Here is a 20,599-nt window from a genome sequence, read left to right as displayed (position 1 = left end):
GGTCCGGGCCGGGCCGGCCGTCACAGGCGCAGCAGCATCCGGGTGTTGCCGAGCGTGTTCGGCTTGACCCGCTCCAGGTCCAGGAACTCGGCGACACCCTCGTCGTACGAGCGCAGCAGCTGCTCGTAGACCGGCTGCGGCACCGGCGCGCCGTCGATCTCCCGGAAGCCGAACGAGCCGAAGAAGCTGGTCTCGAAGGTGAGCACGAAGATCCGCGCCACGCCCAGCTCCCGGGCCGCGTCGATCAGCTCGCCGACGATCCGGTGGCCGATCTTCCTGCCGCGGCAGGCCGGGTCGACCGCCACCGTCCGGATCTCGGCCAGGTCCTCCCACATCACGTGCAGCGCGCCGCAGCCGACCACCGTGCCGTCGGGCGCCACGGCGACCCGGAACTCCTGCACGTCCTCGTAGAGGGTGACGGTGGCCTTGCTGAGCAGCCGCCGGTCGTCGGTGTAGGTGTCGACCAGCCGCCGGATCCCGCGGACGTCACCCGTCCGGGCCCGGCGGACGACGATCTCGCCCCCGCTCACTCTTGCGCCGGGACGTCCACGCACGGGCCGGCGGCCCACCACTTCTCCACCAGCGCGAGGGTCTCGTCCCCGAACGGGTTGACCCCCGGCCCGGCGCCGAGCGCGTGTCCCAGGTGCACGTGCAGGCACTTCACCCGGCCGGGCATGCCGCCCGCCGAGATGCCGGCGATCTCCGGCACCTCGCCGATCGCCTCCCGCCGGGTCAGGTAGTCCTCGTGCGCCGCCCGGTAGCGGGCGGCCAGCTCCGGGTCGGTGGCCAGCCGGTCGGCCATCTCCTTCATCAGCCCGGCCGACTCCAGCCGGCTGCACGCCGCGGTCGCCCGCGGGCAGGTCAGATAGAACAGCGTCGGGAAGGGCGTGCCGTCGGCCAGCCGGGGCGTCGTCTCCACCACGTCGGGCAGGCCGCAGGGGCAGCGGTGGGCCACCGCCCGGGTGCCCCGGGTCGGGCGTCCGAGCTGCGCGGCCACCGCGGCCAGGTCGGCCTCGGTGGCCGGTTGGCGCTCCGGCGGGGGTACGGAACCCGCCGCCGGGTCCTGCGGTGGTACGACAGTCACGGTGCCCATCTCTCGTTCGGTGCTCAGGTGGTGCTCACTTGTCGGGGCGCTCGGCGTTGGCCGCCTGCACGCTCGACCACAGCGTGTCGTACCAGGGATCGGGCGGCTTGGGCGGCCCCGGCTTCGCGCCCTTGCCGGCGTCCTTGGCGGCGCCCTCCGGGTCGGAGAGCACCACCAGCAGCGTCTCCCCCGGCTTGCCCATGAAGAACCGCTCCCGGGCCTGCGTCTCGATGTACGCCGGGTCCTGCCACTTGGCCGCCTCGGCGGAGAGCTCCTCGATCACCCGGCGCTGATCGGCCTGGGACGCCTCCATCCGCTCGATGTCGGCCTGCTGGTCCAGGTAGACCCGGACCGGATAGGTGTACGCCAGGGCGAGCGCGATCAGCACCGCGAAGAGCACGGTGGCCCGCCCGGTGAAGCGCCGGGGGTGGGGTGCGGAGAGCCGCTTGACGCTGCCGCCGGCAGCCGTCCGCCGGGCGGCGGGCCGGCTCGCGGAGCGTACGCCCTCGGCGCCCCGGGCCGCGCCGGGCGACCGGCCGGCGGCGCCGCGCGGCTCGGCGCGGACGCCACCCTCGCGGGCCGACGACCGGGCTCGAGGCCCGCCCGTCCGGCCGGCCTGACCCGGCCGGCGGACGGGACGCTGACCACCCGGTGTGCGGCGCTGCTGCATCGTCACACCCCTCCCCCGGAGCTACGCGCTCAGGCCGAACGGTAACGCGGGAACGCACCTGCACCGGCGTACCGCGCCGCGTCGGCCAGCTCCTCCTCGATGCGCAGGAGCTGGTTGTACTTGGCGACCCGGTCGGAGCGGGCCGGGGCGCCGGTCTTGATCTGGCCGCAGCCGGTGGCCACCGCCAGGTCGGCGATGGTGGTGTCCTCGGTCTCGCCGGACCGGTGGCTCATCATGCACTTGAAGCCGGCCCGGTGGGCCAGGTCCACCGCGTCCAGGGTCTCGGTCAGCGAACCGATCTGGTTGACCTTCACCAGCACCGCGTTGGCGGCCTTCTCGGTGATGCCGCGGGCGATCCGCTGCGGGTTGGTGACGAAGAGGTCGTCGCCGACGATCTGGATCCGGTCGCCGACCGCCGCGGTCAGGGTGGCCCAGCCGCTCCAGTCGTCCTCGGAGAGCGGGTCCTCGATGGAGACGATCGGGTAGTCGCCGATGAGCTTGGTGTAGTAGTTGCTCATCTCCTCGGCGGTCTTCGCGCTGCCCTCGAAGGTGTAGGTGCCGTTGTCGAAGAACTCGGTGGCGGCGACGTCGAGGGCGAAGACGATGTCGGTGCCGAGCCGGTAGCCGGCCTTCTCCACCGCCTCGGCGATCAGGTCCAGCGCGGCGGCGTTGGTGGGCAGGTTCGGGGCGAAGCCGCCCTCGTCGCCGAGGCCGGTCGAGAGGTTCTTCTTCTTCAGCACCGACTTCAGCGCGTGGTAGACCTCGGTGCCGGAGCGCAGCGCGTCGCGGAAGGTGGGCGCGCCGATCGGCGCGATCATGAACTCCTGGACGTCGACGTTGGAGTCGGCGTGCGCGCCACCGTTGAGGATGTTCATCATCGGCACCGGCAGCAGGTGCGCGTTCGGGCCGCCCAGGTAGCGGAACAGGCTCAGCTCGGCGCTGCCCGCGGCGGCCTTCGCGATCGCCAGCGAGACGCCGAGGATGGCGTTGGCGCCCAGCTCGGCCTTGTTGTCCGTGCCGTCGAGGTCGAGCATCTTCTGGTCGATCAGCCGCTGCTCGCTGGCCTCGTACCCGATGAGCTGGTCGACGATCCGGTCCTCGATGTTCGAGACGGCCTTCTCGACGCCCTTGCCCTGGTAGCGGTCCGCGTCACCGTCGCGCAGCTCGATCGCCTCGAAGGCGCCGGTGGAGGCGCCGGAGGGCACGGCGGCGCGGGCGATCGTGCCGTCGTCGAGCCCGACCTCGACCTCGACCGTCGGGTTGCCCCGCGAGTCCAGGATCTCCCGGGCGACGATTCCCTCGATGGTTGCCACTGAGTCGCTCCTCGTTTGTGTGTTCCGGTCCGGTATGGGCCGCGACGGTGCGGCTGAGGCAGGTGTTGAACGCAGCGTATCGGGCGACGCCCGGTCGCACGCCTCCACCCGGTGTCCCGCTGGCGCACGGAGCCGGACCCGAATCCCGCGCCCGACGGCGGGTGACACGGACATTCCCGGATTCTCGGGCGTCAACCGGCAACGGGTTTGCGAGAGGTTGCCCCGATCGACAAGGCTGGGCGCCATGCCCGCCCCCTCGACCACTCTCCGCGTGCTCGCCACCTCGGTCATCGCGTCGCTGACGGTCACCGGGTGTCAGGCGCTCGACGACGCCGGACAGGCCCTCGGCCGCGCCGACCTGGTCAACGACCTCGCGGCCCGGATGGACCGGGCGCTGGAGCAGACCTGGGCCGCCGACTACCAGCTCCCCGGTGGGAAGGCGGCCTCGATCGCCCAGACGGAGGACCCGCTCCGGTCGGCGTACACCTGGCCCGCCGGCAAGATCACGGTGACCCAGGAGGCGCTCACCCGGTGCGCGACGACCGCCGGCCGGACCTCGTGCACCGTGCTGCCCCCGGTGCTGACCGCCGGCAAGCCGTCGGTCGCCGTCTACACGGAGGCCGGCAAGCTCGGCCTGGTCACCCCACCGGCCGTGATCAGACTGCTCACCGAGGCCGCCCTCGACCCGGAGGCGACCATCGGGCAGAGCGACACCACGCTCTCCGGACACCACGCCACCTGCGTCGACGTCACCCGCTCCGGGGACCGGTTCAACGCCTGCGTCACCACCGAGGGGGTGCTGGGCAGCTTTACCGGCACCCTCGACGGCAAGCCGGCGGAGGTGGCGCTGACCGGCTACACCGAGACGGTCGACCCGGCCACCTTCGACGTGCCGCCCGGCGCCGGCGTGGTGGACCACCGCAGCGCCATCTCCTGACCTCTGCCGCCACCCAGTGGTACAGCAGCAGGTGGACCACGCGGAGCAGGACGTAGGCCAGGGCGAGGAGCAGCGGCCCGTCCCGGCCCGGCCCGGACGACCAGGACCGGGGCGGCGACGAGGAGCGCCGCCATGACCAGGACCCCGAGGCGGACCAGACCGACGTCGGCCGGCGTCTGGTTGCCCAACCAGGCGTACGACGACCAGGCGAACGAGAGCAGCACCAGCAGGAGCAGTCCCCCGCGCCAGGCCCACCGGGCCCGGCGGCTGCCCGATCAACGCCATGATCCGCGTGAGCGCGAAGACGAAGACCAGATCGAAGAAGATCTCGAACGCCGTCACCCGACGGTCCGGGGCTGCCGGTGCCGGGGGCCGCGGCCGGAACCGCACGTCGTCGGCCCGGGATGCGATCAGCTCAGCAGGAACGCGAGCAGATCCTTGTTGACCTGATCCTGGTGGGTCGAAGTGATGCCGTGCGGCGCGCCCGGGTAGTAGATGTCCTGCGCGTTCCGGACGAGCTGGGCGGTCTTCCGCGCCGAGTCCTTCACCGGGACGATCTGGTCGTCTTCGCCGTGCAGCACGAGCGTGGGGACGTCGAACTTGGCGAGGTCGTCCCGGAAGTCCGTCTCCGAGAACGCCTTGATGCTCTCGTACGCGTTCCACAGCCCGGCCTGCATGCTCCACAGCCAGAACTGGTCGAGGATCCCCTTCGAGACCTTCGCGCCGGGCCGGTTGGCGCCGTAGAACATCTGCGCCAGGTCCTGGTAGAACTGCGACCGGTCCTTGACCAGGTTCGCGCGCAGCTCGTCGAACACGCTGATCGGGAGGCCCTCCGGGTTGTCCGGGGTCTGCACCATGATCGGCGGTACGGCCGAGATGAGCACCGCCTTGGCGACCCGGCCGGTGCCGTGCCGGCCGACGTAGCGGGCCACCTCGCCGCCGCCGGTCGAGTGGCCGATCAGCGTCGCGTCCCGCAGGTCGAGCGCCTCGATGACCGCGGCGAGGTCGTCGGCGTACCCGTCCATGTCGTTTCGGGTGCCGGCCTGGCTGGACCGGCCGTGGCCGCGACGGTCGTGGGCGACCACCCGGAAGCCGTTCTGCGCCAGGAAGAGCATCTGCCCGTCCCAGGCGTCCGCGCTGAGCGGCCAGCCGTGGGAGAAGGTGACGACCGGACCCTCACCCCAGTCCTTGTAGTAGATGTCCGTGCCGTCCCTGGTCGTGATGAAGCTCATGCCGCTACCTTCCTGGTCACAGCGGTGGGTGCGGACGACCGAGCCGCGCGCGCCGTGTCGCCGCAGGCCAGCACGGGGAGGGTCGACTTCACCCGATGCTAGGCCGGCCCTCGGCCGGGAACGGCCGGTTCATCGAAACGCGCTCCGCGCGAAGCGGGAGGGCCGCGACCGGTGGACCTGATCGGTCTCCATCGCCACGTCCACCACCGAGAACCGCCACCCGTTAGGGTCGTACGGATGTCGGTCCCCCAGCCCGTACGCGCAGGCTTCCTGCCGGGATCGGACGCCACCGTCCCGCCCGCCCCCGACGATCTGGCCCTGCCGGTGGCCGGCCGCCGGCTGTTGACCGCGCCGGACGGGGGCTTCCCCCGGGTCGCCGACCTGCCGCCGGAGACCCGCTGGGTGCCACTGGGCACGCTCGACGGGTTACCCGCCTGGGGCGCCGAGGTGATCCCGGGCGAGAACGACGGAGGGCGCTGGCGCAGCTGGCGCGCGCTCGCCGCCGAGCTGCCCGAACCGCTCGCCACGCTCGCCGGTCGGGCGCTGGCGGTGCTCACCTGGCGGCGTACCCACCGCTGGTGCGGCGCCTGCCGGGCGGAACTGGCCGACGTGCCCGGCGAGACGGCCCGCCGCTGCCCCGGCTGCGAGCTGTACGTCCCGATGGGGCTCTCCGCCGCCGTGCTCACCGCGATCACCCGCCCCGGCCCGGCCGGCGGCACCGACGAGCTGCTGCTCGTCCGGCACGCGTACGGGCCGACGGAGCTCTGGGCGCTGGTCGCCGGCTTCCTCGAGGCGGGCGAGTCGCTGGAGGCGGCGGTGCACCGGGAGGTGGCCGAGGAGGTCGGGCTGGCCGTCGGCCGGGTCACCTACTTCGGCAGCCAGCCCTGGGCGATGTCCGGGCCGGGGACGCTGCTGGCCGGCTTCACCGCCACCGCCGCCGACCCCACGGCCGAGCCGGTGGTCGACGGGCGGGAGCTGGTGCAGGCGCGCTGGTTCCCGCTGGACGCGCTGCCGGCGGAGCTGCCGCCGGCGTACTCGATCTCCCGCTGGCTGATCGACGCGACGGTGACCGCCGCGCGGCGCTGAGCCGGCGCGGCGCCCGGGGCCTCAGGCCGAGGCCAGGTGAAGGGCAGCGCCTGCAGGTGCTCCGGCGGCTCAGACACCGAGCAGGGTGCGCAGGTGCCGGGGCGGCGGGCAGTCGTGCGCCAGCATCGCGTCGTGCCACTCGCGCACCGGCACCCCGTCCGGCCGGGACCGGGCGATGTCGGCCATCTCGCTGTAGCCGACGAAGTAGGTGGAGAGCTGGGTGGAGGTGAGCAGCGCCCGGCGCCACTTGCCGGCCGCCTCGCCCTCCTCCTGGAAGCCGCGCCCGGTCATCAGCGCCATCGCCTCCGACTCGGGCAGCTCCTCGCAGTGCACGAGCTGGTCGAGCAGGGCGTTGATGGTCATCCGGAGCTGCATCTTGAGCTGCTGCAACCGCACCGGCAGGCCGCCGAAGCCGAGGCCGGCCATCAGCTCCTCGGTGTAGACCGCCCAGCCCTCGACGAACACGCCGGACTCGGTCAGCGCGCGGACCCGGGTGGGGCCGGCGTACCGGCGGGCGTGGGCGAGCTGGAGGAAGTGGCCGGGCATCGCCTCGTGCACGGTCAGGTTGCGGATCATGTGGTCGTTGTACTCGCGGTAGAACGACTCGACCCGGTGCGCCGGCCAGTCCGCCGGGGTGGGCGCGATGCAGTAGAAGGTCGGCAGCTCGGCCGTCTCCAGCGGGCCCGGCGAGTCGCAGTACGCCACCGCGACGCCCCGGGCGAACTCCGGCATCTCCTGGATCACGCACGGGTCCTCGACCAGGGTGATCAGGTCGTGCGCGCGGACGAAGTCGCTCGCCTCGTCCAGGGTGACCGAGGCCAGATCCACGATGGAGTTGTCGTCCGGATGCTCGGCGGCGAGCAGGTCCAGCGCGCGGCGTACCGTCCCGTCGTCGGCCGGGCCACCGACCAGCTCGACGGCCGCCTCGCGGATCTCCGCGGTGACCCGCTCCAGGTTGGCCCAGGCCCGGCGCTGCACCTCGGCGGCGCCCAGCTCGGTGTCGAGGGTGTGCCAGAGCCGCGCCTCCCAGCGCCGCCGGCCCAGCCGCGGGTCGCGCCCCGGCCCGGAGTCGGCGGCCAGGCCCATTCGCAGCCAGGCCACGAACTCTTCCAGCGCGGCGATCGCGTCGATCGCGACCGGCTCGATCCGGCCGTGCAGCCCCGGCGCCTCGGCCAGCAGCCGGGGCACCCCGTCGCGGATCAGCGCCGCCGTGCCGGTGAACTGCCCGACCGCCGTCTCGGCGTGGATCCGCGGCATGTCGCGCAGCGTGGCGCGCGCGGTCGCCAGGGCGTCCGGTACGTCCGACAGCCGCCCGGCCAGGTGGGTCAGCCGCTCCCCGACGGGCGCGTACGGGCGGGCGAGCAGCGCGTGCAGCAGCGGACCCGGGTTGTGCCGCAGCGGGTCCCACTCGTGCGCGCGGATCTCCGTCGACTCGAACAGCGCCCGGTCGACAAGGCTGCTCAGCAGCGCGTGGTCGACGCCCTCCTCGACGTCGAGCGAGTCCGGGTCGATCTCGGAGAGCGCGTCGGCGGCCTCCTTGAGCATCCCCTGGTCCGCCGCGACCGCGTCCGCGGAGAGGTCGGGCAGCCGGTCGTCGTACCGGTGGTCCCCGGCCGACGTGGCCAGCCCCGGCCGGCTCTCCAGCAATGCTTCGACGATCCGCTCAGCGAGCGGCACGAACGACTCCATCCCCCGACCCTACCGACCGACCCCGACGTTGGCCCTCCCTCAGCTGATCATGACGTTGTTGTCACGACACGCCGTGCCGGACGACAACAACTTCATGGTCAACTGGGTGGGTTGGTGCGGGCCTCGCGTTCGGCGGCGCGGACGGCTTCGGCGTAGGCGAGGGTGGTGCGGCGGAGGGCGGCCTCGGGGTCGATGTCCGCCCGCCGCGCCGCCGCGACGGTGGAGAGGAGGCTGGCGCCGAGTCTGGCCTCCGGGTCGACCTGGGAGTCAGCGAGGGGTGGCGGGACGGCGAGGCCGACCCGGGCGGCGCGATCGAGGATCTTGGCGGCCAGGGCGAGGGCGGGCTGGCTCAGCGCGATGCCGTCCAGCACCGACTCGCGGGCCTTCTCGGCACGCTTGATCCGCTCCCAGTTGGCCTCGATCTCCTCCAGCGAGCCCGTCTGCGCGCCAGAGAAGACGTGCGGGTTGCGGCGGACCATCTTGTCGACCAGCCCGCCGGCCACGTCGTCGACGTTCCACCGCTCGCCCTCGGGCAGATCCTCGGCGAGCCGGGCGTGCAGCAACACCTGGAGCAACACGTCGCCCAACTCCTCGCGGAGGGCGTCGGTGTCGTCCGCGCTGATCGCGTCGTACGCCTCGTAACACTCCTCCAGCAGGAAACCGGCGAGGCTGCGGTGGGTCTGCGCGAGCTTCCACGGGTCACCACCCGGCGAGGCCAGCCGGTCCATCACCTCGACCGCGTCCAGCAGCCGCGCGCCCGGCGGATCCCACGAGCCGTACATCAGCTCCAGCTCGGCCAGGCCGGGCGACCGGGCCAGCCGCAGTCCCAGCTCCCGGGCCAGCGCCTCGTCGCCGGCCGGGCCGGCCAGCCAGACCGCCGTGCCGCGGGCGGCCATCGCGTCCAGCAACGCCTGGGTCGCGCCGCCGTCGACCACAGTGACCTCGGCGCCCGCCGAGCGGACCGCCGCCGTCAGCGCGCTCTCCGCGCCCGCCAGCACCGGAGCGGACCGTACGACGTCCCAGGCGGCCGCGGTCAGCAGGCCGGCCGGCAGCCGGGGCGAGGTGACCAGCAGGACGATCCGCGCGGACATGCTCAGGAGGCAGCCTGCTCGGTCGCCTCGGTGGCCACCGGCTCCGGGGTGGAGATGTCGGTCACCTGGCCGTTGCCGTCGACGTAGGGCAGGTCGTACTGCTGGAGGCCGTTCTGGGTCTGCAGCAGCGCCGGGATCTCCAGCGCCGCGAAGCGCGGGTTGACCGTGACGTCGAGCTCCTCGACCTCGTCCTGGAGCGCCTCGCTCACCGCGGAGACCTGGCGGGTGAACGGCGCCTGCTCGAACTGCTGGCGCTGCTCGTCGGCGGACCAACCGGCCGGGGCCACGCCGGCCTTGACCAGCGCGTCGTAGAGGTCGCCGCGCGAGTCGTCGGTCAGCTCGGCCGGCGGCAGCCCCGCCTCCAGGCCCAGGTAGAGGTCGTACCACTCGGCGGCGAGCTTCGCGTACTCCGTGTTCGGCACGCGCAGCTCCCGGCCGATCTGCTCGGCGCTGAGCTGGTCCGCCACCTGGACCTTCCGCTCGGTGGCGATCCGCTTGCCCAGGTCGATGCCGACCAGCAGGTTGAGGATGTCCTGCCGGTCCACGTTCAGCTTCAGCTGCTCCGGCGTGGGGGTCGCCCCCTGCTGCGCGGCGGAGGCCTTCATCGCCTCCGCGTACGCCGCCTGGGCCTCGTCGTGGATGGCGTCCACCCGGTCGACCGGGTAGGTCCGGTCACCCACGTACGCGGCGACGTCCGGCGCCGACCGTCCGCAGGCGGCGAGGGGGAGCACAGCGAGGGCCGCGACGCTGGCGGCGGCGATGAGACGGCGAGCACGCATGCGGGTCACTCTCTCACGCCCGGCACGCGGCTGTGACGCCGCCCACCCGGCCCGCTCACCGGGCCCCTGCCAGGGCCGGCTCCGCCGTCTCACCTTCCGCTCGCCACTGCGGGGCGGGCAGAACCGGCCCGCTCCTCGGGCTCGCCCAGCACGTCCTTGAGGAGCTGGGCGCACCACTCCAGGAGGGCCTGGTCGCGCAGCGGCTCGCCGCCGACTCGGCGGGTGCTCGGGCGCGGGACGCTGACCTGGTCCGCGGCCTGCTTGTAGACCGAGTCCGGGTGGTAGCGCTTGAGCCGGAGCTGTTTCGAGTCCGGCAGCGGCAGCGGGCCGAACCGGAGGTGCTTGCCCTGCATCGAGACGTCGGTGAGGCCGTACCGGCGGGCCAGCAGCCGGAACCGGGCCACCGCGACCAGGTTCTGCACCGGGGCTGGCGGCTCGCCGTACCGGTCGGTCATCTCCGCGACCACCTCGCTCAGCCGCTCCTCGTCACGCGCCTCGGCGAGCTTGCGGTACATCTCCAGGCGCAGCCGCTCCACGCCGACGTAGTCGTGCGGCAGGTGCGCGTCGACCGGGAGGTCGATCTTGACGTCGGCCTCCTCCTCGGGCTGCTCGCCCTTGAACGCCGAGACCGCCTCGCCGACCATCCGGATGTACAGATCGAAGCCGACGCCCTCGATGTGACCGGACTGCTCGCCGCCGAGCAGGTTGCCGGCGCCCCGGATCTCCAGGTCCTTCATCGCCACGTACATGCCGGCGCCCAGCTCGGTGTGCTGGGCGATGGTGGCCAGCCGCTCGTGCGCGTGCTCGGTGAGCGGCTTCTCCGGTGGGTAGAGGAAGTACGCGTACGCCCGCTCCCGGGCCCGGCCGACCCGGCCGCGGATCTGGTGCAGCTGGGCCAGGCCGAGCAGGTCGGCCCGCTCCACGATCAGGGTGTTGGCGTTCGGGATGTCGATGCCCGACTCCACGATCGTGGTGCAGACCAGGACGTCGAACTCCTTCTCCCAGAAGCCGACCATGACCTTCTCCAGCGCGTCCTCGCCCATCTGGCCGTGCGCCACCGCGACCCGCGCCTCGGGCACCAGCTCCCGGATCCGGCGGGCCGCCCGGTCGATCGACTCGACCCGGTTGTGCAGGTAGAAGACCTGCCCGTCGCGGAGCAGCTCCCGGTGGATCGAGGCGGCCACCTGCCGGTCGTCCTGCGCCCCGACGAAGGTCAGCACCGGGTGCCGCTCCTCCGGCGGGGTGGCGATGGTGGACATCTCCCGGATGCCGGTGATCGCCATCTCCAGCGTCCGCGGGATCGGGGTGGCCGACATGCTCAGCACGTCGACCGAGGCCCGCATCGTCTTCAGGTGCTCCTTGTGCTCGACGCCGAAGCGCTGCTCCTCGTCGACGATGACCAGACCCAGCGACTTGAACCGGGTGGCCGACTGGAGCAGCCGGTGGGTGCCGATGACGATGTCGGCGGTGCCCTCGGCCGCCATCGCCAGGGTCTGCTCGGTCTCCTTCGGCGTCTGGAACCGGGAGAGCTGCTTGATGGTCACCGGGAACTGGCCCATCCGCTCGGCGAACGTGTTGTAGTGCTGCTGCACCAGCAGGGTGGTGGGCACCAGCACGGCGACCTGCTTGCCGTCCTGCACCGCCTTGAACGCCGCCCGGACCGCGATCTCGGTCTTGCCGTACCCGACGTCGCCGCAGATCAGGCGGTCCATCGGGACGGTCTGCTCCATGTCCCGCTTGACCTCCTCGATGGCGGCGAGCTGGTCCGGCGTCTCCTGCCAGGGGAAGGCGTCCTCCAGCTCCCGCTGCCACGGGGTGTCCGGGCCGAACGAGTGCCCCTTGGACGCCTTGCGGGCGGCGTAGAGCTGGATCAGCTGCGCGGCGATCTCGCGGACCGCCTTGCGGGCCCGGGCCTTCGACTTCTGCCAGTCCGAGCCGCCCATCTTGTGCAGGGTGGGCTGCTCGCCGCCGACGTACCGGGAGAGCTGGTCGAGCTGGTCGGTGGGGACGAAGAGCCGGTCGCCGGGCTGGCCCCGCTTGCTCGGGGCGTACTCGATGACCAGGTATTCGCGGGAGGCGCCGTTGACGGTGCGCTGCACCAGCTCGACGTACCGGCCGATGCCGTGCTGCTCGTGCACGACGTGGTCGCCGGCCTTCAGCTCCAGCGGGTCGATGGTGTTGCGCCGCCGGCTCGGCATCTTGCGCATGTCCCGGGTGGAGGTGCCCCGGCCGCCGGTGACGTCGTTGCCGGTGAGGAGCACGAACCGGGACGCCTCGTCGACGAAGCCGGCGCTCAGGCAGCCGCAGCTGACCAGCAGCTCGCCGGGGGCGGGCGCGGTCGGCACCTCCTCGGTGAGCCGGGCGCCGAGGCCGGCGTCGCGGAGCACCTCGACGGCGCGCTGGGCGGGGCCGTGCCCCTCGAAGACCAGCGCGATCGACCAGCCCTCGCCGGCCCAGCGCTTCAGGTCGTCGACCACCCGGGCGGTCTCGCCGTGGTAGAGCGGGGCGGGCTGGGCGGCCAGGGTCACCGCGATCGCGTCGTCGGGGGTGACGTCGACCTCGGTCGGCGCGTCCTCCCAGGGCTGCCTGGCCGGGGCGGTGGCGTCCGCCTCGACCAGGCCGAACGGGGCGAGGGTCCACCAGGGCTGGCGCAGGGCGCGGGCCGCCGTGCGTACGTCGGCCAGGGTCTTGAAGGCGGCGGCGCCGAGGTCGACCGGGGCCTGGCCGCCGGCGGCGGCCGCGGCCCAGCTCGCCTGGAGGAACTCCTCGGAGGTACGCACCAGGTCGTGCGCCCGGGTGCGGATCCGCTCCGGGTCGCAGAGCAGCACGTGGGTACCGGCCGGCATGCAGTCCAGCAGCAGTTCCAGGCTCTCGTTGCCGAGCAGCGCCGGGACCAGCGACTCCATCCCCTCGACGGGGATGCCCTCGGCGAGCTTGTCGAGGATCTCGGCCAGCTCCGGGTGTTCCTGGGACAGGGCGGCGGCGCGCTTGCGGACCGCCGGGGTGAGCAGCAGTTCCCGGCAGGGCGGCGCCCAGAGCTGCGGCACGCCCTCGATGGTGCGCTGGTCAGCGACGGCGAAGGTGCGGATCTCCTCCACCTCGTCGCCCCAGAACTCGACCCGGGACGGGTGCTCGTCGGTGGGCGGGAAGACGTCCAGGATGCCGCCGCGGACGGCGAACTCACCCCGCTTGGTGACCAGGTCGACCCGGGCGTACGCCATGTCGGTGAGCCGGCGGGCGACCTCCTCCAGATCCGCCTCGTCGCCCGCGGCGAGCTGCACCGGTTCCAGGTCGCCGAGCCCCTTGAGCTGCGGCTGCAGCAGCGACCGGACCGGCGCCACGACGACCCGCAGCGGCCCGGTGCGGCCGTGCGCGTCGGCCGACCCCGGGTGGGCCAGCCGGCGCAGCACGGCCAGCCGCCGCCCGACGGTGTCGGAGCGGGGCGAGAGCCGCTCGTGCGGCAGCGTCTCCCAGGACGGGAAGACCGCCACCTGCTCCGGCGGGAGCAGGCTGCCCAGCGCCGAGGCGAGGTCGTCGGCTTCCCTGCTGGTGGCGGTCACCGCCAGCACCGGGCGGCCGGCGCCGCCCGCGGGCTCGTCCGCCGCGACCCCGGCGACCGCGAACGGGCGCAGCGCGGCCGGGGCGGTGAGGTCCAGGCCGTCGACCTGCGCGGCACCGGAGCGCGCCAGGTCACGGGCCCGGGCCAACCCCGGGTCGGCCAGGGCGGCGGCGAACAGTCCGGTGAGCATCAGTGATCACTTCCCGCGGATGGCACACGACGATCACCCCGCGCCCGGTCTGGACGGGGGGTTTGCGAATCGACACTATCTCTCCGGGGGGACGATCGGCCGCCACGCCGTCGAGGAACACCTGGGGGGTACCGAATCCCTGCTGAGGGCATCGGCCGTGACCCGCGCCGGAGGACAGCCCCGGCGGTGGCGGGTGTGCTGGGGCAACGGATCTTGACGGGGCGAGCGGCCCATGATCGGCTTGCCGGGTGGCGGAGCAGTATCGGGCGCAGTTCGACGCGGAGGTCACCTTCGCCAACGGTGGCGGGCTGCGGACGGAGGGTTTCCGGCTGGACATCCCGGGCCGGGACATCGGCGACGACGAGTTGGCCGCGCTCTTCGTCCGGCACCTCGGGCTGCTGATGGTCGCTGAGGTGCGGATCGACCGCAGGACGATCATCGAAGAGCCGCACAAGGGCGGCCGGGGCGTCGCCACCGGCGCCCCGTCGGCGCGGCGGCTGGTCGAGCTGAGTCACGTGATCACCGACGGCATGACCACCCTGCCGGGCTGGCCCGGGCCGCGGATCAGCGACTGGCTCACCCGGGAAGCGTCCCGGCCGAACTACGCCCCCGGGGTCGAGTTCCACGTCGCCCGGATCGACATGATCGCGAACACCGGCACCTACCTGGACACCCCCGCGCACCGCTGGGCCGACGGCGCCGACCTCACCGGTACCCCGCTGGACCGCCTCGCCGACCTGCCCGGACTGCTCGTCCGGGTACCGGCGGGGACCCGCGCGGTGGACCGGCTGCTGCTCGCCCCGTACGACGTCGCCGGTCGGGCGGTGCTGCTGCACACCGGCTGGGACGCCCACTTCGGCACCGACCGGTACGCCGCCCCCGAGGCGCCCTACCTGACCGGGGACGCCGCCCGCGCCCTGGTCGAGGCGGGCGCCGCCCTGGTCGGCATCGACTCGATCAACATCGACGACATGAGCCCGGCGGCTGCCGGCGAGCGGCCGGCGCACAGTGCCCTGCTGGCCGCCGGCATCCCCATCGTCGAGCACCTGACCGGCCTCGACGCGCTGCCGCCGACCGGCTTCCGGTTCACCGCCGCCCCGCCGCGGGTGGCCGGCATGGGCACCTTCCCGGTCCGCGCCTTCGCCGTGCTCGGCTGACCGAACCCGAGCCACCGGCGACACCCATGGCGTTCCACCCGTCGGCGGGGTCGGTCACGGCGGAGGGGCGTGCGCAGGATCGGGTACGCCCACGAGTCGCTCGGCTCAGTAGCGCACCGAGATCCGGCGCTCGACCGCGTCGACCCGGATCTCCCCGCCGTACGGGATGATCAGCTGCGGGTCGGTGTGGCCCAGGTCGACGTCGAAGACCACCACGGCGTCGGGGGCGTACTCCGCCAGCGCCCGGGTGACCGCCTCCCGCTGGTCGTCCGCCCACGCCCGCCGCTCCTCGACCGTGTGCGGCCGATCGAAGTCCCACGCCTTGGCCCGGCCGACGACGACCGCCGGGAAGCCGGCGAGCAGCCCGCGCTCCCCCATGTTCCGCAGGATCCGGAACACCTCCTGCGCGCCGGGCAGCTCGTTGGAGGTCTCGAAGACCAGCACCGACCCGGCCAGCTCGGCGGCGGACGGGACCCGGTCGGTCGCCATCAGCCAGTGCAGGATCTCCAGGCAGCCACCCCAGGTCCGCCCCTGGACCACCCGCGACGGCCCCTGCCAGCGCCAGCCGTCGCCGGGGAGCATCTCCGGCTCGAACGCCAACGTCTCCGGCTCGTCCCACGGGTTGGGCTTGTCGCCCCACTCGGGGGCGGGCGCCAGGTCGTACCAGCCGGAGGTGAAGAGGGCGGCGCGCAGCGAGTCGAAGGTCAGCGGGTGCGGTTTCCCCGGCCGGCCGAGGTGCACCAGCACCGACCCGCCGTGGTACGCCACGATGCCCAGCCGGTACAGGTGGTTGAGCACGTTGGTGTTGTCCGAGTAGCCGAAGTACGGCTTCGGGTTGGCCCGCAGCACCTCGTCGTCCAGGTGCGGGGTGACCGTGATCAGGTCGTCCCCGCCGACGGTGGCGAGCACCGCGGTGATCGTCGGGTCGGCGAAGGCGGCGGTGAGGTCCCGGGCCCGGTCGCGCGGGTCGGCGCCCATCACCCGGGTGGTCGGGTACTCCACCGGCTCCAGGCCGAACTCCTCGCGCAGCCGGCGCAGCCCCAGCTCGTGGACGTGCGGGAAGAGGCCCGACAGGCCGCGGGAGGGAGAGACCACGGCGACCCGGTCGCCGGGTCTGGGCTTCGGCGGGTAGGTGGGCGAGCTCATGCTCGAACGCTACCGAGCCGGGCCATCGGGTTTTCAGACGGTCTGGCCGACCTCGATCAGGTGGCCGTCCGGGTCGCGCAGGTAGCAGCGGATCTCCCTGCCCCGGTCCTGCGGCGGGGTCAGGAAGACCGCGCCGCGGGCGCACCACTGGGCGTACACGGCCCGGATGTCGGCCACCCGGATGTTGAGGAAGGCGCTGGTCCGGTGCGGGTCGCTCGGGGTCTCCAGCGTCACGTCGGGCTTGTCCTCGGTCGGCCCGCCGCCGACGGCGATGATCACCCAGCTGTTGGCCAGCTTGACGATCGCCGGCTCAGCCTCCCGGACCACCGTGCCGCCGAGGACGTCCCGGTAGAACGCCGCCGACCGGGCCACGTCGGCGGCCACCACGAAGTGGGCCAGCAGGATGCCCTCGGCCGGGTTCGGCAGGTCGTCGCGCGCCATGCCGCCAGCCTGGCAGCGGCGGGAGCGCGGGGCGGCGAAACCCCACAACCAGGGCGAACCGCCACCCTAGGCTGGCGGCGTGGACGAGGACCGGGAGCTCGCGGTGCGGGACTGGCTGCCGCGTACCGCGGCGCTGCTGGTCGGCACGCTCGCCCTGGCCACCGCGTTCATCGCCGCCTACGTGGGGGCGCTGCACCAGCCCACCCCGCGCGACGTGCCGGTCGGGGTGGTCCTCGACGACCAGCGCGCGCAGCAGGTGATGGCCGCCCTGCGCGCCCGGACCGACAAGATCAAGCCGATCGAGTACGACAACCCGCAGGCCGCCGACGACGGACTGACCGCCCGCGAGGTGTACGGGGTGCTCACCTCCGGCCCGGACAGCGGTCTGCGCCTGAGCACCGCCAGCGCCTCCGCGCCGGCCGCCGCCGAACTGGTCACCCAGGTGCTCACCCAGGCCGCCCGGCAGGCCAACCTGCCGCTCCAGGTCACCGACGAGGTGCCGGTGGAACGGAGCGACCCGCGCGGACTGGTCCCCTTCTATCTGGCGGTCGGGTACGTGCTCGGCGGCTACCTGGCCTCCACCGCGCTCGGGTTGAAGACCGGCACCGCCCCGGTGAGCCTGGCCCGGGCCAGGCTGCGGATCGCCGCCCTCGCGGTCTACTCGGTCGTGCTCGGCATCGTCGGCGCGACCATCGTCGGCCCCGTCCTGGACGTCTGGCACCACGACGTGCCGGCCGTCGCCGCGGTCGGCGCGCTGGCGGTCTTCGCCGCCGCGATGGTGGCCTCCGCCGTGCAGGGCTGGCTCGGACTGCTCGGTACCGGGATCGTCATCCTGCTGCTGGTGGTGCTCGGCAACCCCGGCTCCGGCGGCATCTACGCCCCGGAGTTCCTCCCCGACTGGCTGCGCGGCATGCACCGGTGGAACGTGCCCGGGCTGACCACCGACCTGATCAAGTCGGCGGTCTACTTCGACCGCCGGTCGACGGGCTGGTCACTGACCGGCCTCGTGGTGTGGGCGCTGCTCGGGGTCCTCGGGCTGATCACCGCGACGATGTTCCACACCCACCGGCGGGCCCGCCGCGCCGCCGGCCCCCATCGCACCGGACCGGACGAGCCCGCCACCGATGGCTGAGCCCTCCCGCCCGTCCCAGGGTGCAGATCATCACGCGGGCCCCCTCCTTGCGGCGGGGCCGGCGCGGATACGATCCAGGGAGTCGGACAGCGCTGTCCTTCGTACTCACGTAAGGAGCGCACCGTGACCGACCAGCACGACCACGACGGCCCGGACGCCGCGCTGCGGGCCGACATCCGCCGCCTCGGCACGCTCCTCGGGCAGACCCTCGCCCGCCAGGAGGGCCGCCCCCTGCTCGACCTGGTCGAGGAGATCCGCGCCCAGGTCCGCTCCGACGCCCCGGCCGCCGCCCAGCGCCTCGGCGGTCTCGACGTCACCACCGGCACCAAGCTGGCCCGGGCCTTCTCCACCTACTTCCACCTGGCCAACATCACCGAGCAGGTGCACCGGGCCCGCGACCTGCGCCGCCGCCGGGCGGTCCAGGGCGGTTGGCTGGACCAGGCGGCCAAGATGATCGCCGAGCGCGGGGTGCCGGCCGAGGAGATCGCCGCCGCGGCCCGCCGGCTCGCGGTCCGCCCCGTCTTCACCGCCCACCCGACCGAGGCGGCCCGCCGCTCGATCCTGTCGAAGCTGCGCGCGATCGCCGACGAGCTGGACGCCGAGACCGCCAACGCGATCCTCTACGGGGCCAGCGACGAGGGGCCGGCCAACCGGCGCCTGGCCGAGCTGCTGGACCTGATGTGGCAGACCGACGAGCTGCGGCTGGACCGGCCGGACCCGACCGACGAGGCCCGCAACGCCATCTACTACCTGCGCGACCTGTACGCCGAGGCCGCGCCGCAGGTCCTCGACGACCTCGCCGACACGTTGCGCACCCTGGGCGTGGAGACCTCACCGACGTCCCGCCCGCTGACCTTCGGCACCTGGATCGGCGGCGACCGGGACGGCAACCCGTTCGTCACCCCGGCGGTCACCCGGGAGGTGCTGCGGATCCAGCACGAGCACGGGATCTCGGCCACCGAGGCGGCGATGGAGCACCTGATCAACGAGGTCTCCGTCTCCCGCCGGCTGCGCGCTGTCTCGCTCGACCTCTCCGCCAGCCTCGCCGCCGACCTGGACGCGCTGCCCGAGGTGGCGCCCCGGTTCCGCCGGGTCAACGCCGAGGAGCCGTACCGGCTCAAGGCCCGCTGCGTGAAGGCGAAGCTGGCCAACACCCGGGAGCGGCTGCGCGCCGGCACCGCGCACGTGCCCGGGCGGGACTACCGGGGCTCCGCCGAGCTGATCGCCGACCTGGAGCTGCTGCGCGCCTCGCTGGCCCGCAACTCCGGGCAGCTCACCGCCGTCGGCCGGCTGGCCTCCACGATCCGTACGGTCTCCGCGTTCGGCCTGCACCTGGCGACCATGGACGTCCGGGAGCACGCCGAGGCGCACCACGCGGTCCTCGCCCAGCTCTACGCGGCCGTCGGCGAGGTGTCGGACTACCCGTCGCTGACCCGGCTGGAGCGGACCAAGCTGCTCGCCGACGAGCTGGCCGGCCGCCGGCCGCTCTCCACCCTGGACACCCCGCTGACCGAGGGCGCGCAGAAGACGCTCGACGTGTTCGGGGCGATCCGGGAGGCGCAGGACCGGTTCGGGTCCGAGGTGATCGAGTCGTACATCATCTCGATGACCCTGGGCGTGGACGACGTGCTCGCCGCGGTGGTGCTGGCCCGCGAGGCCGGCCTGGTCGACGTGCACAGCGGTCGGGCCCGGATCGGCATCGTGCCGCTGCTGGAGACCCCGGCCGAGCTGAACGCCGGCGGCGAGCTGCTCGACGAGCTGCTGTCGCTGCCCGCGTACCGGGCCCTGGTCGCGGCCCGCGGCGACGTGCAGGAGGTGATGCTGGGCTACTCCGACTCGAACAAGGAGGCGGGCATCACCACCAGCCAGTGGTCGATCCACCGGGCCCAGCGCGCGCTGCGCGACGTGGCCGCCCGGCACGGCGTGCACCTGCGGCTCTTCCACGGCCGCGGCGGCACCGTGGGTCGCGGCGGCGGGCCGACGCACGACGCGATCCTGGCCCAGCCGTACGGCACGTTGGACGGCGCGATCAAGGTGACCGAGCAGGGCGAGGTCATCTCCGACAAGTACACGCTGCCCGCGCTGGCCCGGGAGAACCTGGAGCTGACCGTGGCCGCGGTGCTCCAGGCGACGCTGCTGCACACCGCGCCCCGGCAGCCGGCCGAGATGCTGGAGCGCTGGGACGCGACGATGGACGTGGTCTCCGAGGCGGCGTTCCGGTCGTACCGGTCGCTGGTCGAGGAGCCGGACCTGCCGGCGTACTTCTGGGCCTCCACCCCGACCGAGCTGCTCGGCGCGCTGAACATCGGCTCCCGGCCGGCGAAGCGGCCCAACACCGGGGCCGGGCTGGCCGGCCTGCGGGCCATCCCGTGGGTCTTCGGCTGGACGCAGACCCGACAGATCGTGCCGGGCTGGTACGGCGTCGGCTCCGGGCTGGCCGCGGCGCGGGCGGCCGGGCTGGAGGACGTGCTCGCCGAGATGAACCGCAACTGGCACTTCTTCCGCACGTTCCTGTCGAACGTGGAGATGATGCTGAGCAAGACCGACCTGACGATCGCCCGGCGGTACGTCGAGACCCTGGTGCCGAGGAAGCTGCACCCGATCTTCGACAAGATCCAGCAGGAGTACGAGCTGACCAAGCAGGAGGTGCTGGCGGTGACCAACTCGCCGGCCCTGCTGGAGAACTCGCCGGTGCTCCAGCGCACCCTGGCGGTGCGGGACACCTACCTGGAGCCGCTGCACCATCTCCAGGTGGCGCTGCTCCAGCAGTACCGCGAGTCCGGCGCCGCCGGCCGGGCGGTGGCCACCGCGCCGGGCGGTCGCCGCGCCCCCAACGACGGTACGGCGCTGGAGCGGGCGCTGCTGACCACGGTCAACGGCATCGCCGCCGGCATGCGCAACACCGGCTGATCCCCACCGCCGCCCCGCCCGGCCGGCCCCGGCCGACAGCTCCTGCTCGAGCGATATACCTGTCAGTCATATCTATCCCTCACAGGTATATCGCTCGACCGGTATCTGCCCCCGCCGTTCAGCCATGCCTCGCCGCCATCCGCCCCGCACGGTCGACCCGGCGGGCCGGCCGGCTCACCCCGG

At 73.4% G+C, this 20,599-nt stretch carries 16 protein-coding genes; 5 read left to right on the top strand and 11 right to left on the bottom strand.

All coding sequences use genetic code 11. The annotated features are described in order from the left end of the window. Positions 1 to 20: 20 nt before the first annotated feature. From EV384_RS08475 to eno, 4 genes are read right to left on the bottom strand one after another with little or no spacing between them, the layout of a single operon-like run. Entirely contained in the window at positions 21 to 530 is a 510-nt protein-coding gene (locus EV384_RS08475; protein WP_130331726.1) for an amino-acid N-acetyltransferase, read from the bottom strand. Next, complete coding sequence (locus EV384_RS08470; protein WP_130331724.1) at positions 527 to 1,084, bottom strand: DUF501 domain-containing protein; 558 nt, start codon at positions 1,082 to 1,084, stop codon at positions 527 to 529. Before EV384_RS08470 ends, EV384_RS08475 begins: the two co-directional genes overlap by 4 nt. Before the next feature lie 34 nt (positions 1,085 to 1,118). After that, on the bottom strand, positions 1,119 to 1,754 hold the full coding sequence (locus tag EV384_RS08465; protein ID WP_130331722.1) for an FtsB family cell division protein: 636 nt from the start codon (positions 1,752 to 1,754) through the stop codon (positions 1,119 to 1,121). Between the two features lie 29 nt (positions 1,755 to 1,783). Beyond that, positions 1,784 to 3,067, bottom strand: coding sequence for a phosphopyruvate hydratase (eno, locus tag EV384_RS08460; RefSeq protein ID WP_130331720.1), 1,284 nt, complete (start codon positions 3,065 to 3,067; stop codon positions 1,784 to 1,786). 244 nt (positions 3,068 to 3,311) lie between these two features. On the opposite strand from eno, the gene EV384_RS08455 reads away from it, so the two are divergent. Beyond that, positions 3,312 to 4,004, top strand: coding sequence for a hypothetical protein (locus EV384_RS08455; protein ID WP_130331718.1), 693 nt, complete (start codon positions 3,312 to 3,314; stop codon positions 4,002 to 4,004). Between the two features lie 410 nt (positions 4,005 to 4,414). Here EV384_RS08455 and EV384_RS08450 read toward each other — a convergent pair whose 3' ends face one another. After that, on the bottom strand, positions 4,415 to 5,236 hold the full coding sequence (locus EV384_RS08450) for an alpha/beta fold hydrolase (protein WP_130331716.1): 822 nt from the start codon (positions 5,234 to 5,236) through the stop codon (positions 4,415 to 4,417). A gap of 237 nt (positions 5,237 to 5,473) precedes the next feature. Between EV384_RS08450 and EV384_RS08445 the strand changes: the two genes are divergently transcribed. After that, positions 5,474 to 6,322 carry an NAD(+) diphosphatase gene (locus EV384_RS08445; RefSeq protein ID WP_130331714.1) on the top strand — a complete coding sequence of 283 codons (849 nt, stop codon included), beginning with the start codon at positions 5,474 to 5,476 and terminating at the stop codon, positions 6,320 to 6,322. 69 nt (positions 6,323 to 6,391) lie between these two features. Here the strand turns inward: EV384_RS08445 and EV384_RS08440 are convergent, their stop codons facing one another. From EV384_RS08440 to mfd, 4 genes are all read right to left on the bottom strand, one after another. Further along, on the bottom strand, positions 6,392 to 8,011 hold the full coding sequence (locus tag EV384_RS08440) for a DUF885 domain-containing protein (protein ID WP_130331712.1): 1,620 nt from the start codon (positions 8,009 to 8,011) through the stop codon (positions 6,392 to 6,394). Between the two features lie 98 nt (positions 8,012 to 8,109). Then, a complete protein-coding gene (locus EV384_RS08435) occupies positions 8,110 to 9,102 on the bottom strand; it encodes a nucleoside triphosphate pyrophosphohydrolase (protein ID WP_130331710.1) in 993 nt (330 codons plus the stop codon). A 2-nt stretch (positions 9,103 to 9,104) separates the two neighbouring features. Then, complete coding sequence (locus EV384_RS08430) at positions 9,105 to 9,881, bottom strand: hypothetical protein (RefSeq protein ID WP_130331708.1); 777 nt, start codon at positions 9,879 to 9,881, stop codon at positions 9,105 to 9,107. Positions 9,882 to 9,970: 89 nt separating this feature from the next. Next, positions 9,971 to 13,630 (bottom strand): transcription-repair coupling factor, encoded by a 3,660-nt coding sequence (gene mfd, locus EV384_RS08425; protein WP_130331706.1) that lies wholly within the window; start codon positions 13,628 to 13,630, stop codon positions 9,971 to 9,973. 248 nt (positions 13,631 to 13,878) lie between these two features. On the opposite strand from mfd, the gene EV384_RS08420 reads away from it, so the two are divergent. Continuing rightward, positions 13,879 to 14,787, top strand: coding sequence for a cyclase family protein (locus EV384_RS08420; protein WP_130331704.1), 909 nt, complete (start codon positions 13,879 to 13,881; stop codon positions 14,785 to 14,787). A 105-nt stretch (positions 14,788 to 14,892) separates the two neighbouring features. On the opposite strand, the gene EV384_RS08415 is transcribed toward EV384_RS08420, so the two are convergent. Together EV384_RS08415 and EV384_RS08410 are read right to left on the bottom strand one after the other, a co-directional pair. Then, a complete protein-coding gene (locus tag EV384_RS08415) occupies positions 14,893 to 15,933 on the bottom strand; it encodes a S66 family peptidase (RefSeq protein ID WP_130331702.1) in 1,041 nt (346 codons plus the stop codon). A 33-nt stretch (positions 15,934 to 15,966) separates the two neighbouring features. Beyond that, the gene (locus EV384_RS08410) at positions 15,967 to 16,374 is read right to left on the bottom strand and encodes a VOC family protein (RefSeq protein WP_130331700.1); all 408 of its coding nucleotides are present in this window, start codon (positions 16,372 to 16,374) and stop codon (positions 15,967 to 15,969) included. A gap of 79 nt (positions 16,375 to 16,453) precedes the next feature. Here EV384_RS08410 and EV384_RS08405 point away from each other — a divergent pair, with 79 nt between their 5' ends. After that, on the top strand, positions 16,454 to 17,506 hold the full coding sequence (locus EV384_RS08405; protein WP_130331698.1) for an ABC-2 transporter permease: 1,053 nt from the start codon (positions 16,454 to 16,456) through the stop codon (positions 17,504 to 17,506). 123 nt (positions 17,507 to 17,629) lie between these two features. After that, on the top strand, positions 17,630 to 20,416 hold the full coding sequence (gene ppc / locus EV384_RS08400) for a phosphoenolpyruvate carboxylase (protein ID WP_130331696.1): 2,787 nt from the start codon (positions 17,630 to 17,632) through the stop codon (positions 20,414 to 20,416). The last annotated feature ends 183 nt before the right edge of the window (positions 20,417 to 20,599 follow it).

The sequence above is a fragment of the Micromonospora kangleipakensis genome, from assembly GCF_004217615.1.
In the GTDB taxonomy this organism is placed as follows: domain Bacteria; phylum Actinomycetota; class Actinomycetes; order Mycobacteriales; family Micromonosporaceae; genus Micromonospora; species Micromonospora kangleipakensis.
Note: the sequence above shows the minus strand (reverse complement) of the source record. Positions and strands in the feature narration are given on the sequence as shown.